Here is a 14,134-nt window from a genome sequence, read left to right on the forward strand (position 1 = left end):
TCAATTCGCCCAGGCTTGAGGGGAAACCTCGGCCAGCGCGTTGAATGCGGGCTTGGCAAACCAGTAGCCCTGCATCAGAAATATTCCACAGTCGGACAGGAAGTCGCGCTCACCGGCACTTTCAATGCCTTCAGCGATGACAGTAACGCCCAACTGCTCACAGATTGTGACAATCCCCTGGACGATAACCTGGCGGACACGATCCTGGTCGACATCGCGAATCAGCGCCATGTCGAGTTTGATCAAGTCAGGTTGGAAATCGGCCAGCAGGTTCAGCCCCGAATAGCCCGCGCCGAAATCGTCGATGGCAGTTTTGAAGCCGAATTCGCGGTATTCACGCAGAATATTCGTCAAATGGCGATGGTTATCTATGTGTTCGCTTTCCAGTGTCTCGAAAATCAGCTGGTCAAGCGGGAAATTGTGCGTGCGGGCGGCCTCCAGGGTGCTGCGAATGCACAGCTCGGGTCGATACACCGCGTTGGGCATGAAATTGATGGAAAGACAGGTTTGCATCCCCAGGGCGGCGGCGCCGGCGATTGCCTGGGTACGGCAACGCTGGTCGAAACGGTAGCGGTTGCTATCGTTGACCTGGGCCAGCACCGACAACGCCCCTTCGCCCTGTGAACCCCGAACCAAGGCTTCGTGGGCAAAAACCGAATGGTCGCGAAGGTCTACGATCGGTTGGTAGGCGAATGCAAAATCAAAACCCAAGGGCTCGCTTTGCTGGCAGCCCACGCAATGCTGGTTGGACGAGGTGAGTGAAGTCGGGAAGTCGGTCACAGGGTATCCTCGCGAAAACAGGGGGCTACCTGGCGTATCTTAGGTGAGCCTTGGGGTTTATGCGTCGAAGGGTTTCAACAGTAAAGTTGCGACATTTTTCAGAACGAGGAATTCAAGTGGCTCAGAAGCAGGCAGAGGAAGAAAAAATCCGTTTGGACAAATGGCTGTGGGCGGCGCGTTTCTATAAGACCCGTGCCTTGGCCAAGGCCGCTATCGAGAGTGGCAAGGTGCATCATCGCGGCGAACGCTGCAAGCCGGGCAAAGAGCCGCGCGTGGGTGATGAGTTGCAGATTCGCATAGGGTTTGACGAAAAAACTGTCGTGGTCCAGGCGCTTTCCAGCGTGCGCCGTGGCGCGCCCGAAGCGCAGGCGCTGTATGCCGAGACCGAAGCCAGCGTCGCCAAGCGCGAAAACGCAGCGGCGATGCGTAAGGCCGGCGCCACAGGCATGACCACCGATGGCAAGCCGAGCAAGAAGCAGCGCCGCGACCTGTTCAAGTTTCGCGGCAGCGGTAATGACGATTGACCGCGCACATCGTCAGCGCAAAGCAGATCGATAGATGTGGGAGCGTCAGCAGGATGCGCGCATGACGCTCAATCGCCCGATCACCGGCAGCTTGGCGAGTAACCCGAACACTGGCGCGGTCAGCCGTAGCAACACCTGCGACACCTTTGCCGCAAACGGTGTGTAATAGCCCCATCCCAATGCCAGCAGTGCCAGCAACACTCCGCCGATATAATCGTCCTGCGCCCAATGTGCGCCCGCCACCAGCCGCGGCATCATGAACAACAACGCCAGGCCCCAGATCACTAGCACCTGGCCCAGCCGCTGGGCGAATACCGTCATGAACATTCCCCAGATCAGCAGCACCGAAGCATGATCCCCAGGGAAACTCTGGCTCGAACGGTCTTTCAACTCCCAGGTTTTCTCCAGCCCCGGGAAATAGTCGCTCATCTGAATCGCGCCGCTGAGCACCATCGAAGGGCTGCTGTGTTGCCAACCCATCTGCGCCGCGAGTTTGGAAAACAGCATGCGGATAAACAGCAACAGCAGCAGAATCCCGAAGAAGCCAAGAAACGCCTGGCGCACCTGCGCCGCCTTGAACACCCAATCGCCGCGAATCAACAGCGTCAGCAGAATCACGCCGACCACCGCATCAAACGGCCGCAGGCTGGCCGCGGCCCACACATGCAGCCAGGTCGGATTGCTCGCCAGGGGGGCATTGAACAGGTGAAACAGCCACTCGTCGAAAAACACGCATAGCATCTGGCCTGCGGGCCACAGCCAAAAACACAGCAGCCCGAATGCGAGTAGATTGCAAAAAGCCCATCGCCGGAGGTTCCACTTGGCTTGGAACAAACCCGGATTGTTCATAAACTGTCCCTCTTTGCTCTATATAAGCTCTCTGTTTCCCGGAGAAAGTCGCACTAAAATGGTGCGAAAGCGTTCAATCTTATAAATATTGTAATAATTTTGTCATCAATTCAGATACCCAGACCTATGACTGATTTACCGGATACCGACTTCACCCAACGCTTTATCTTCGACGAGAACGACGCCCGCGGCGAACTGGTCTCGTTGGAGCGCAGCTATGCCGAAGTCCTCGCCAAGCACCCCTATCCGGAGCCGGTCGCGCAACTGCTCGGTGAATTGATGGCGGCGGCGGCGCTGTTGGTCGGCACCATGAAATTCGACGGGTTGCTGATCCTGCAGGCGCGGTCCGAAGGTCCGGTCCCGTTGCTGATGATCGAGTGCTCCAGCGAGCGTGAGATCCGTGGCCTGGCCCGGTATGAGGCTGACCTGATCGCCCCGGACGCGACCCTGGCCGACCTGATGCCCAACGGCGTGCTGGCGCTCACCGTCGACCCGACCGACGGCCAGCGTTACCAGGGCATCGTCGACCTCGACGGCGAAAACCTGTCGGACTGCTTCACCAACTATTTCGTTATGTCCCAGCAGATCGGCACGCGCTTCTGGCTCAACGCCGACGGCAAGCGCGCCCGTGGCCTGTTGCTGCAACAGCTGCCCGCCGACCGCATCAAGGACGACGACGAACGCGCCGAAAGCTGGCGCAACCTCACCGCCCTGGCTGGCACCCTGACCGCTGAAGAATTGCTGGCCCTGGACAACGAAACCATCCTGCATCGCCTGTACCACGAAGAGACTGTGCGCCTGTTCGACGCGCAGGGCTTGCGCTTCCATTGCAGTTGCTCTCGCGAGCGTTCGGCGAACGCGCTGGTCAGTCTCGGCCTGGAAGATGCGCAAAATCTGGTGGTGGAACACGGTGGTCAGATCGAAATCGACTGCCAGTTCTGCAACCAGCGCTACCTGTTCGACGCCGCCGATATCGCCCAATTGTTCGCCGGCGCCGGTATCGGTACCCCCTCAGATACCCGCCACTAAAACGTTTAAGCACAGGTAAATCACCTGACAAATGCCGGATTAGCGCTGTTCTGACGGGAGGGCCCTACTTTTTTTGGGCTTTTCTGGCATAATCCGGCCCACTTTTTTCGCGGTAGTAGTGCGCAACTTTCTACTACAAAACGTTTGGAGCACTCGGCCACAGGCCGACGGGGAACCTCATGACGCAAGCCAATAACGCCGTATACACCGATCTGAGTGTTGACGATCTGGTCAAAGAAGCCCTGCAGCGCGGTGAAGGCGTGCTTGCCGATACTGGCGCACTGGTCGTAGAAACCGGTCACCGTACCGGCCGTTCGCCAGTCGACCGTTTCATCGTTGAAGAGCCTTCGACCCAGGACGCCATTGCCTGGGGCCCGATCAACCGCAAGTTCCCGGCCGACAAGTTCGATGCCCTGTGGGCTCGCGTCGAGGCGTTCAACAACGCGCAAGAACATTTTGTTTCCCACGTGCATGTAGGGGCCTCCGAAGACCACTACCTGGCCGTGAAGATGACCACCCAGACTGCCTGGCATAACCTGTTCGGTCGTTGCCTGTTCATCAACCCGGCCCAGTACAACCCGGCCGGCCGTGACGAGTGGCAAGTGCTCAACGTGGCCAACTTCGAGTGCGTGCCTGAGCGTGACGGCACCAACTCCGACGGTTGCGTGATTCTCAACTTCGCCCAGAAAAAAGTGCTGATCGCCGGCATGCTTTACGCCGGTGAAATGAAGAAAGCCATGTTCTCGGTGCAGAACTTCCTGCTGCCGGCCGCCGACGTACTGCCGATGCACTGCGCCGCCAACATTGGCGAAGCAGGCGATGTGACCCTGTTCTTCGGCCTGTCCGGCACCGGCAAGACCACCCTGTCCGCCGACGAAAGCCGTTACCTGATCGGTGACGACGAACACGGCTGGGGCAAGGGCGTGGTGTTCAACATCGAAGGCGGTTGCTATGCCAAGTGCATCGACCTGTCGGAGAAGAACGAGCCGGTTATCTGGAAAGCCATCAAGCACGGCGCGGTGCTGGAAAACGTCGTCATCGACGAGGCCAAGCATGCCGACTACAGCGATGTCAGCCTGACCCAGAACAGCCGTGCCGCCTACCCGCTCGAGCACGTGGCCAAGCGTTCCGAGAAGAACCTCGGCGGCGAGCCAAACGCTGTGATCTTCCTGACCTGCGACCTGACTGGCGTACTGCCGCCTGTGTCGATCCTCAGCGAAGAACAAGCGGCCTACCACTTCCTGTCCGGCTACACCGCGCTGGTGGGCTCGACTGAAATGGGTTCGGGCAGCGGCATCAAGTCGACCTTCTCGACTTGCTTCGGTGCGCCATTCTTCCCACGCCCGGCCGGCGAATACGCCGAGCTGCTGATCAAGCGCATCCGCGGCTTCGGCTCCAAGGTCTACCTGGTCAACACCGGCTGGACCGGCGGCGGCTACGGCGTCGGCCAACGCTTCAACATCCCGACCACCCGCGGCGTGATCGCAGCGATCCAGAGCGGCGCGTTGATCGGCGTTGAAACGCAACACCTCGACACCATCAACCTGGACGTGCCATTGGCTGTACCGGGCGTTGAGACCGGCCTGTTGAACCCACGTAACACCTGGGCTGACAAGGCTGCCTACGACGAAGCGGCGAAGGCGCTGGCGGGTCTGTTCATCGAGAACTTCAAGAAGTTTGACGTGAGCGATGCGATCAAGGCAGCGGGTCCGAAGTTGTAAGATTCGGTCGTTGTGAAAAAGCCGCTCCTTGTGAGCGGCTTTTTTGTGCGCGAACGGTCAGTTGGCGCCTGCCGCTGTTTTGCCGGTTAACTCAGGTTTTCCAGCGTCTGCGTGTCCCAGCTGTGGGTTTTGATCGCCAGGTAAAGCATGCCGATGGTCAGCGGCACCTTTTCGCCACGCCCCTTGGCCCGCCGCTTGAGGAACACATCAAACACCGGTGGGTTGAAGTAACGATAAGTGTCGTAGTCGCCCAGATCGAGGGCGAATTCCTGCTCCAGCGCTTCCATGAGTTGCTTGGCTTCACTGCCGTCGCAGCCCAGGTCGAAGTTGAGTGAGGTCTGCAGGCGAATGGTCTTGTGTTTGGGCAGGCCGATTTCTTCGTGCAGCAGTTGCAGGAGTTGCTGCATGACGGGGTCTTCGGGGAAGTTGGGAGCCAGGTTCATGGTGGGAGCACGCAGGAGTGGGTGAGGGGGACGGTCGCGTTTGAGGCGAAATTTGTTTCGGGTGATGAAGAGTGCCAAGCCTATCAAGAACAGGGCTAGAGGAAGGAGTTGAATGCTAAGGATGATGGCGACGTAGGGTAGCCAGAACAAAAGGACTAACCCAGTTACGACGAAGGTAACGGCGAAACGCTTTCTTAGCGTGCAGTCGGTGATTTTGTAGTAAAGCGATAAATAGAAGGCAAGAAATAGCGCCGTCTGTAGGTAAAGCCATTGATTATGGTTCATTTGAATACACGTGCATTGAGATGCTTGAGCGCTGAGGGTCTATGCCACCGCTCGCCTGAGCATCGAGGCCGATGATGATGTCTGCGCTATGCAAGTTGCAGGGTTTGCGAGATATCAAATCGCTGAGCGCTTGCTTGCCGTTAGGCTTTACGGTGGAGCGAATCACGGAGAGCGTGACGCCGTAATGACCGATGTATTGAGTCCTTTCTAAATTCACGGGCTTTTGCCGAAATAGTTGAGAGGACGCTATTTTCGGTCAGCCGCAGGTCACTTCTATAGAGGGCCAAGCGGGTGTTTGAAGCGGTTTAGGAAGAGGATTACGCTGTATTTAACGGTTTCTTACAGATGCTTCCGGCATTTTTTATTTCGCCGGGACTTGCCGGGTAAAACCAATCAATTGTGGGCGTTGCGCTTGCCCGTCGTCCGAGGCGAAGGCTGATCTTGGCGTAGTACCAAGTGCTCGATAAAACCACATCACATTCTGTAGAAAAATTCTGCCAGCGCTCTGAATTCAGCGTATGTTTCACCGCGAAATCTTACAGGGCGATTCCGCCTACTACTTAAAGGGAGTTAAGCATGGGTTTGCTTCGTGTCGCTTCGGCGATGTCATTGTGTGCAGTGGCTTTTTCGATCCAGGCCGAGCAGTTGCCGATCGAGGTGCTCAGTGCGGTGGTCAAGGACCAGAAAATCGCCGACGCCGAAGTCCTGCTGCAACGTAACGGCGCACAGAACGTAGTGGGCCGCACCAACACCCAGGGCCAGGTGACCCTCACCAGCGAAGCGGCCGATGATGCCAGCAACCTGTTGATCATCAAGAAGCCCGGCTATTCCAACCTGGTAGTGAAGTGCCCCTGCGCCGGCATGACCTACGCCATCAGCCCGGTGATGGAAAACCTCGACGGCCTGCGTGTGGTGCTGACCTGGGGCAAGACCCCGCGCGACCTCGACTCGCATATGATTTTCCCCGGCAATAACATCTTCTTCCGTAACAAAAAGGGCACCGACGCTGAGTTGGATGTGGACGACACCGACAGCTATGGCCCGGAAACCATTACCCTGCAGAAGAAGCACTACGGCGAAAGCTACGTGTATGCCGTGCATGACTACTCCAACAGTGGTTATCCAAACTCGAACGAGTTGTCCAACAGTGAGGCCAAGGTGTTTGTGTACATGGGGCAATCCCTGGTACGCACCTACTACGTGCCGCAGAACCGCGCTGGCAACCTGTGGACCGTGTTCCGCATGACCGGTAGTGGCGACTTCCAGGACATCAACACGTTCACCGGTGTGAGAGTCGGTGCCGAAGACGTACTCAATGAGGTCAAGCCTCTGCTGGACGACAGCGTGGCTGTCACCGCAGTGGCTGTCAGCTCGTCGGTACAAGCGGATGCGAAGAAGCTGAACCTGAAGGGCGAAGCAGCCTACCAGGCAGGTAACCTGGACCAGGCCATCGACCTGTTCCGTCAGGCCATCGACCTGGACAATAGCTTCGGCAAAGCCTACGGCAACCTGGGCCTGGCGTATCAGAAGGCCGGCAACACCGCCGAGTCGATCTGGGCCAACCGCAAGGCCATCGCCCTGGCGAACGGTGCCACTGCCGCGACTGTGCGTGCCGGCGCCTACTACAACATTGCGCGGATCTACGAAGCGGCGGGGCAGTTCGCGGATGCGTTGCGTCACTACCAGTTGGCCAAGGAACAGAAGGCCAATCCGGTGTATGACACGGCGATCGAGCGTGTGCAGAACCGCTGATTTAGCTGTAGGGCCGTTCTAAGGTGTGGGAAGGAGGTTGCTCCCGATGGCGGTAATTCAGTCGGTTAATTTCTGACTGATACACTGCCATCGGGAGCAATCCCCTTCCCACATTTGGTTTGTGATGTTCCTACTTACACAGTCGAACTTGTCACATTTGGCCCAAGGCCATTGCCCCAGCCTGTGTATCATCCTGTCTCTTTTTTCCTTGCGACCTATCTCGATTCGCTGAGCGTCCCAGGCTATGTTTTTGAGCCACCTTCAGCGGTCAATGGAGTGACAGCTTATGCACGACACCCTCCAGCAGGTCTTTGGTTATCCACAATTTCGTTTGGGCCAGGAAGCCGCGGTCAGCGCCGTACTGGCCGGTCGTTCGGCGGCAGCGATTTTTCCGACCGGGTCGGGCAAGTCCCTGTGTTACCAGCTGTCGGCGGTGTTGCTACCGCACCTGACGCTGGTGGTGTCGCCGTTGCTGGCGCTGATGCAGGACCAGTTGGGTTTCCTGCAACGCCATGGCATCTCGGCCGGCAGTATCGATTCGGCGCAAAGCCGCGATGAGGCCAATGAGGTGATGGCGCGCGCGCGCTCGGGCGAGTTGAAAATCCTGATGATTTCCGTGGAGCGCTTGAAGAACGAGCGCTTTCGCAACTTCCTGCAGAGCGTGCCCATTTCATTGCTGGTGGTGGATGAGGCGCACTGTATTTCCGAATGGGGCCACAACTTCCGTCCGGATTATTTGAAGCTGCCGGACTACCAGCATCAGTTCAATATCCCACAAGCGCTGCTGCTGACGGCTACAGCGACGCCCAAGGTGATTGCCGACATGCAGGCCAAGTTCGCCATTGCGCCTGACGACGTGATCACCACGGGCTTCTACCGGCCGAACCTCAACCTGTTGGTGGAGCCGGTGAGCGGCGCGGACAAGCGTCGGCGGCTGGTCCAATGGATGAGCGAGCGGCCCGGCCAGCCGAGCATCGTCTACGTCACCTTGCAGAAAACCGCCGAGCAGATCGCCGAGCACCTGAATCGCCATGGCATCCAGGCCGAGGCGTATCACGCCGGCTTGCCCCACGACAAACGCGAGGGCATCCAGCAGCGTTTCATGGGTGGGCGCTCCAATTGCATCGTCGCCACCATCGCGTTTGGCATGGGCATCGACAAGAGCGATATCCGCAACGTGGTGCATTTCGACCTGCCCAAATCCATCGAAAACTACAGCCAGGAAATCGGCCGCGCCGGGCGTGACGGGCAACCCTCGGATTGCCTGGTGCTCGCCAACCGCGACAGCCTCAATGTGCTGGAAAACTTCGTGTACGGCGACACGCCCGAGCAGGAGGGCATTCGCCGTGTGCTGGACGAGTTGCAGGCCGCGCGAGGGGACGGGCAGTGGGAGTTTCTGCTGCGCTCGCTGTCGGACCACAGCAACATCCGCGAGCTGCCCCTCAAGACGCTGCTGGTGCAGTTGGAACTCAAAGGCGTGATTGCGCCGCGCTACGCGTTTTACGCCGAATACCGGTTCAAGTACCTGATCGAGCCCGACGCCTTGTTGGCGCGGTTTTCCGGGGAGCGGCAGGCGTTTGTCGCCGCGATCGTCCAAGTGTGCAAACGGGCCAAGACCTGGGCGACGGTGGATTTCGACACGCTTTATCAACAGCACCAGGCCGAGCGCAATCGCGTGGTGAAAGCGCTGGATTACTTCCAGGAGCAGGGCCTGATCGAGCTGGAAAGCAAGCAGATGACGGAGGTCTACAGCCTGCTGAAGACCGATTTCGATCCGCAGGTGTTGAGCGCAGAGTTATACACAGGCTTCAAGCAACACGAGGTCACGGAAGTGGCGCGGATTCACGCCATGCTCGACCTGTTCGCCACCGAACACTGCCTGGGCCAGCGCCTGGCCCGCTATTTCGGTGATGAACATGCACCGCAGCGCTGCGGGCATTGTTCGGTGTGCCACGGCCATGTCGCGCATTTGCCGGCGCCGCCGAGCCTGGCGCCGCTTGTGGATAAAAACTTCATGGGGCTGTGCGGTGATTTTATCCACAGGCATCATGAGTACTGCGGCCAACTGCCCGGCGCCGAACGGCTGACGCGGTTCCTGGGCGGTATCAGCGTGCCGCTGTTCACCAAATTGAAGGCACGCGGCATCCCTGGTTTTGCTGCGCTGGAGGACTACCCCTACGCCGAGGTACGCGAGTGGGCCGAAACCCATTTGAATAACCTGTAAACCCACTTTGACGAGACGCGCCGATGCCTGACTCCATGCCCCAACGCGCCGATTACCGGCACTTCCAGCCGATCATTACGCGCTGGCACGACAATGATGTGTATGGCCATGTGAACAACGTGACCTATTACAGCTTCTTCGACACTGCAGTGAATACCTACCTGATCGAACACGGTGGCTTGGATATTCATGACGGCGAGGTGGTGGGGTTTGTGGTGAGTTCGGCGTGTGATTACTTTGCTTCCGTCGCCTTTCCCGAACGCATCGAAATAGGCCTGCGGGTCGGCAAGTTGGGCAACAGCTCGGTGCAGTATGAGTTGGCGGTGTTCAAGGCAGGCGAGGAGGACGCCTGTGCGGCGGGGCGCTTCGTGCATGTGTTCGTGGATCGGGGGACGAACCAGCCGGTGACGATTCCGGGGATGTTGCGCGAGGCGTTGCAGCGGTTGGTGGCCTGACTGTGGGAGGGGGCTTGCCCCCGATAGCGGTGTATCAGCCAGCACATGGGTGACTGAAACTCGGCTATCGGGAGCAAGCTCCCTCCCACAGTGTTTCTTCAGTGTTCTTTAGATCTGATCAATCACGGTAGTGATGCTTGTTCTTGCGATGGCCATAGGCATGGCCACGGCCAGGGTGACCATCCCGGTAGTAGCGACGGTCGTCACGGCCACGGTAACGACGGTCGTCGTCATCGCTCTTGTTGCCCATGTAGTTGCCCAGCGCGCCGCCCGCGCCGCCGCCAGCGGCTGCGCCGATCAGGCTGCCGGTGGTGCCGCCCATGCTGCGGCCTACCACGTTGCCGCCCGCTGCGCCCAGGGCGCCGCCAATGGCTGCTTCGCCGCGGCTGCGCTTGTCAGCGCCGACCGCACTGCCGCCCGCGCCGCCCAGGGCTGCACCGATGGCTGAACCGGTATTACCGCCGACCTGCTGGCCGACAACCGAACCGAGTACCCCGCCCAATGCGCCGCCTACACCGGCTTCGGTGGTGCCACCGGCCATGGCTGCGCCACTGACCAGGCCAAGGGACAACAAGAGAATCGAGGAGAACTTCATAGAGAGACCTCAAGAGGATGACGGCGCGATCCTGAGGCTGTGTCGACATTGTGACAATAGAAATCCGACCAGTAACACGACTTGTACACAATTCTCTAACTTACTGTTTTAGCTAGGGAACTTAAGTGATTTCGGCGGGTCTTTAGTTACTTCGGAACGGCCGCTTTTATGCAAAAGCGGCCTTTTTTGTGCCCGGGATTTACGCCGAGCGCGCCATGATCAGGCCATTGTCGCTCGCCGCTTCCAGGCGGATCGCCACAAATTTCGACGTCGGCGTATGGCTGCCATCCCCGGTGCTTTCCAAGGGCACCAGCGGGTTCACTTCCGGGTAGTAAGCCGCTGCCTGCCCCGCCGGAATATCGAACGCGAGCAAGGTGAAGCCTTTTACGCGGCGCTCACGGCCGTCTTCCCACAGCGACACGATGTCGGCCTTTTGCCCCGGCTTGAAGCCCAGGCGGATGATGTCGGCTTCGTTGACGAACAACACGTCGCGTTGACCTTTGACCCCGCGATAGCGGTCGTCCAGGCCATAAATGGTGGTGTTGTACTGATCGTGGGAGCGCATCGACTGCATGATCAGGTCCGGCACGTGCCCGGTGGCGTGGGTGCGTTCGTGGATCAGGTCCTTGGGCAGGACGTTCGGGCGGAAGTTGGCGCGGCCCGAAGGCGTGTTCCAGCGACGTGCCCCGGCGGCGTTGCCCAGGTAGAAACCGCCCGGGTTTTTGATCCGCTCGTTGAAGTCCTTGAAGCCTGGGATGGTGTCGGCGATCAGCTCGCGAATACGTCCGTAGTCGGCCACCAGCCAGTTCCAGTCCACCGGTTGGCTGCCCAGGGTGGCGGCGGCGATGCCGGCGAGAATGGCCGGCTCGGATTTCATCCGGCTCGACAGCGGTTGCAGCTGGCCGTTGGAGCCGTGGACCATGCTGAACGAGTCTTCCACCGTCACCGCCTGCGGGCCTTCGGCCTGGATGTCGATGTCGGTGCGGCCCAGGCACGGCAGGATCAGCGCGTCTTTGCCGTGCATCAGGTGGCTGCGGTTGAGCTTGGTGCTGATCTGCACGGTCAGGTCGCAATTGCGCAGGGCTTCGAAGGTGCGCGGGCTGTCCGGGGTGGCTTGGGCGAAGTTGCCGCCCAGGCCGATAAATACTTTGGCGCGGCCTTCCAGCATGGCGTGGATCGCCTCGACCACGTTGTGCCCGTTGGTGCGCGGCACCTGGAACTGGAAGCGCCGCTCCAGGGCGTCGAGGAACGCCACCGGCGGCCGTTCGTTGATGCCCATGGTGCGGTCGCCCTGCACGTTACTGTGGCCGCGCACCGGGCACAGGCCGGCGCCCGGGCGGCCGATATTGCCGCGCAGCAGCATCAGGTTGGCGATTTCCTGGATGGTCGGCACCGAGTGACGATGCTGGGTGATGCCCATCGCCCAACACATGATCACGTTCTTGCCTTTGGCGTACATGCGCGCCGCTTGCTCGATTTCCACCAGGGGCAGGCCGGACTGCGCGACGATTTCTTCCCAGGAGGTGTCATCGATCTGGCCGAGGTAATCGAGCACGTGGGTGGTGTGTTCGTTGAGGAAGTCGTGGTCGAACACCGCTGCCTTGCCTTCTGCCTGGGCCTGGCGCTCCCACAACAGCAGGAACTTGGCCATGCCGCGCAGGATGGCCATGTCGCCCCCAGCGCGGGGCGGAAGTATGCGGTGTTGGTCGGCTTGTCGCCGTTGGTGAGCATTTCCAGCGGGTGCTGCGGGTGCTGGAAGCGTTCCAGGCCGCGCTCTTTCAGCGGGTTGATGCACACCACCTGAGCGCCGCGTTTCACCGCTTCGCGCAGCGGTTCGAGCATGCGCGGGTGGTTGGTGCCGGGGTTCTGGCCCCAGACGAAAATCGCGTCGGCGTGTTCGAAGTCGTCAAAGGTCACGGTGCCTTTGCCGACGCCGACACTTTGCGCCAGGGCCACGCCACTGGCTTCGTGGCACATGTTCGAGCAATCCGGGAAGTTGTTGGTGCCGTAGGCGCGCACGAACAACTGGTACAGGTACGCCGCTTCGTTGCTGGCGCGGCCCGAGGTGTAGAACTCGGCCATGTCCGGGCTCGGCAGGGCGTTGAGGTGCTGGCCGATCAGCTCGAACGCCGCCTCCCAACTGATGGCCTGGTAACGGTCGGTCTGTGCGTCGTAGCGCATCGGCTCGGTCAGGCGGCCCTGGTATTCCAGCCAATAGTCACTTTGCTCCAGCAACGCGGTGACGCTGTGCTTGGCGAAGAACGCGGCATCGACGCGGCGTTTGGTGGCTTCCCAGTTGACTGCCTTGGCACCGTTTTCGCAGAACTTGACCATGCCGCTTTCCGGCGAGTCGCCCCAGGCGCAGCCCGGGCAGTCGAAGCCGCCGTTCTGGTTGGTCTTGAGCATCATGCGCAGGTTTTTCAGCGCGTTGTCGCTGGTCAGCCATGCCTGCGCCACGCTGATCAGCGCGCCCCAGCCGCCCGCCGCACCCTTGTAAGGCTTGTAGCGCGGGGTTGGGGTTTGGTCGGCTTGGTGGTGATTGCTCATGGCTGTTTCTCCATCGCAGGGCTGTAGACCCGCGGCGCACTTTTCTGCGGCAGGTGGATGAGATTGAGGTTGTGCCGGCGTGCCCATTGCAGGGCCAGGCCGGTGGGCGACGACAGGCTGACCAGGGTCTGGATGCCCGCGCGCAGGACTTTCTGGATCAACTCAAGGCTGCAACGGCTGGTGACAATGGCCAGGCCGCCTTCGCTTGGAATCCGTTGGCGGATCAGCGCGCCGATCAATTTATCGAGGGCGTTGTGTCGGCCGATGTCTTCGCGGCCCAGCAGCAGTTCGCCCTGGTTGTTCATGAACACCGCCGCATGCACCGCGCCGCTGTGCTGGCCCAGAGGCTGGAACGCGCTGATGCGCTGGCGCAGGCCGTCGAGCCACTCGGCCGGCGGCAGGGGCGCGCCGGGCAGTATCTCAAGGTCCGGCAGGGCGTGTTCCAGCGCTTCCACGCCGCACAACCCGCAACCGCTGGTACCGGCCAGTTGGCGGCGCTGCTGCTTGAGGTTCCAGAACGCGCGACTGGAAATCTGCACCTGAGCGTACTGGGCAGAGCCCGTGCCGCTGAGTTTCAGGTCATAAATGTCGCTAACGTCGGCGATAATGCCGCTGCCGATACTGAAGCCTACAATGAAGTCTTCGAGGTCCGTCGGCGTCACCAGCATCACGGCCTGGCTGACGTCGTTATAGGCAATCGCCAACGCCACTTCTTCCGCCAACGCGGTGCTGGCGACTTCCGTGTGTTCGAGCGTGCAAAACTGGTAGCTCTGGCTGGCGGCGGGCGCGGGCGTTTGAACAGCGGGCGCCGCGCAGACTGGGCGCTTGGCGTTCATGAGGCAGTACCGACGGCGGATGGGTCAGTGTTTAGACTAGGCGCGACAAAGCGTCGCGTCTAATTGCCAGTACTGATCTACCGATAGATGACGT

General features: G+C 59.9%; 11 protein-coding genes and 1 pseudogene. 6 read left to right on the forward strand and 6 right to left on the reverse strand.

The window, feature by feature from the left end; genetic code table 11:
• Positions 1-780, reverse strand: coding sequence for an EAL domain-containing protein (locus RGV59_RS07165; protein WP_046488753.1), 780 nt, complete (start codon positions 778-780; stop codon positions 1-3).
• A gap of 116 nt (positions 781-896) precedes the next feature.
• On the opposite strand from RGV59_RS07165, the gene RGV59_RS07170 reads away from it, so the two are divergent.
• Positions 897-1,304, forward strand: coding sequence for an RNA-binding S4 domain-containing protein (locus RGV59_RS07170; protein ID WP_017848571.1), 408 nt, complete (start codon positions 897-899; stop codon positions 1,302-1,304).
• Between the two features lie 45 nt (positions 1,305-1,349).
• Here the strand turns inward: RGV59_RS07170 and RGV59_RS07175 are convergent, their stop codons facing one another.
• Positions 1,350-2,153, reverse strand: coding sequence for a phosphatase PAP2 family protein (locus tag RGV59_RS07175; RefSeq protein ID WP_017848570.1), 804 nt, complete (start codon positions 2,151-2,153; stop codon positions 1,350-1,352).
• A gap of 126 nt (positions 2,154-2,279) precedes the next feature.
• Between RGV59_RS07175 and hslO the strand changes: the two genes are divergently transcribed.
• Together hslO and RGV59_RS07185 are read left to right on the forward strand one after the other, a co-directional pair.
• Entirely contained in the window at positions 2,280-3,182 is a 903-nt protein-coding gene (hslO, locus tag RGV59_RS07180) for an Hsp33 family molecular chaperone HslO (protein ID WP_017848569.1), read from the forward strand.
• Between the two features lie 179 nt (positions 3,183-3,361).
• The gene (locus RGV59_RS07185; RefSeq protein WP_017848568.1) at positions 3,362-4,903 is read left to right on the forward strand and encodes a phosphoenolpyruvate carboxykinase; all 1,542 of its coding nucleotides are present in this window, start codon (positions 3,362-3,364) and stop codon (positions 4,901-4,903) included.
• A gap of 86 nt (positions 4,904-4,989) precedes the next feature.
• Here RGV59_RS07185 and RGV59_RS07190 read toward each other — a convergent pair whose 3' ends face one another.
• On the reverse strand, positions 4,990-5,346 hold the full coding sequence (locus tag RGV59_RS07190) for a DUF1493 family protein (protein ID WP_017848567.1): 357 nt from the start codon (positions 5,344-5,346) through the stop codon (positions 4,990-4,992).
• An 861-nt stretch (positions 5,347-6,207) separates the two neighbouring features.
• Between RGV59_RS07190 and RGV59_RS07195 the strand changes: the two genes are divergently transcribed.
• The 3 genes from RGV59_RS07195 (at position 6,208) to RGV59_RS07205 (ending at position 10,062) form a co-directional block, all read left to right on the forward strand.
• Entirely contained in the window at positions 6,208-7,383 is a 1,176-nt protein-coding gene (locus tag RGV59_RS07195) for a tetratricopeptide repeat protein (protein WP_126585938.1), read from the forward strand.
• 286 nt (positions 7,384-7,669) lie between these two features.
• Positions 7,670-9,607, forward strand: coding sequence for a RecQ family ATP-dependent DNA helicase (locus RGV59_RS07200; protein ID WP_126585937.1), 1,938 nt, complete (start codon positions 7,670-7,672; stop codon positions 9,605-9,607).
• 23 nt (positions 9,608-9,630) lie between these two features.
• Positions 9,631-10,062: an acyl-CoA thioesterase gene (locus tag RGV59_RS07205; RefSeq protein ID WP_102617764.1), complete on the forward strand. Its 432-nt coding sequence runs from the start codon at positions 9,631-9,633 to the stop codon at positions 10,060-10,062.
• A 118-nt stretch (positions 10,063-10,180) separates the two neighbouring features.
• On the opposite strand, the gene RGV59_RS07210 is transcribed toward RGV59_RS07205, so the two are convergent.
• The 3 genes and pseudogenes from RGV59_RS07210 to fdhD form a co-directional block, all read right to left on the reverse strand.
• A complete protein-coding gene (locus RGV59_RS07210; protein WP_017848563.1) occupies positions 10,181-10,657 on the reverse strand; it encodes a glycine zipper domain-containing protein in 477 nt (158 codons plus the stop codon).
• Between the two features lie 199 nt (positions 10,658-10,856).
• Positions 10,857-13,204, reverse strand: a pseudogene (locus tag RGV59_RS07215) (FdhF/YdeP family oxidoreductase).
• Entirely contained in the window at positions 13,201-14,040 is an 840-nt protein-coding gene (fdhD, locus tag RGV59_RS07220; protein WP_126585935.1) for a formate dehydrogenase accessory sulfurtransferase FdhD, read from the reverse strand. Before fdhD ends, RGV59_RS07215 begins: the two are co-directional and overlap by 4 nt.
• Positions 14,041-14,134 lie beyond the last annotated feature (94 nt).

Origin of the sequence: Pseudomonas sp. FG1 (assembly GCF_034313875.1) — a bacterium.
Taxonomy (GTDB): domain Bacteria; phylum Pseudomonadota; class Gammaproteobacteria; order Pseudomonadales; family Pseudomonadaceae; genus Aquipseudomonas; species Aquipseudomonas veronii.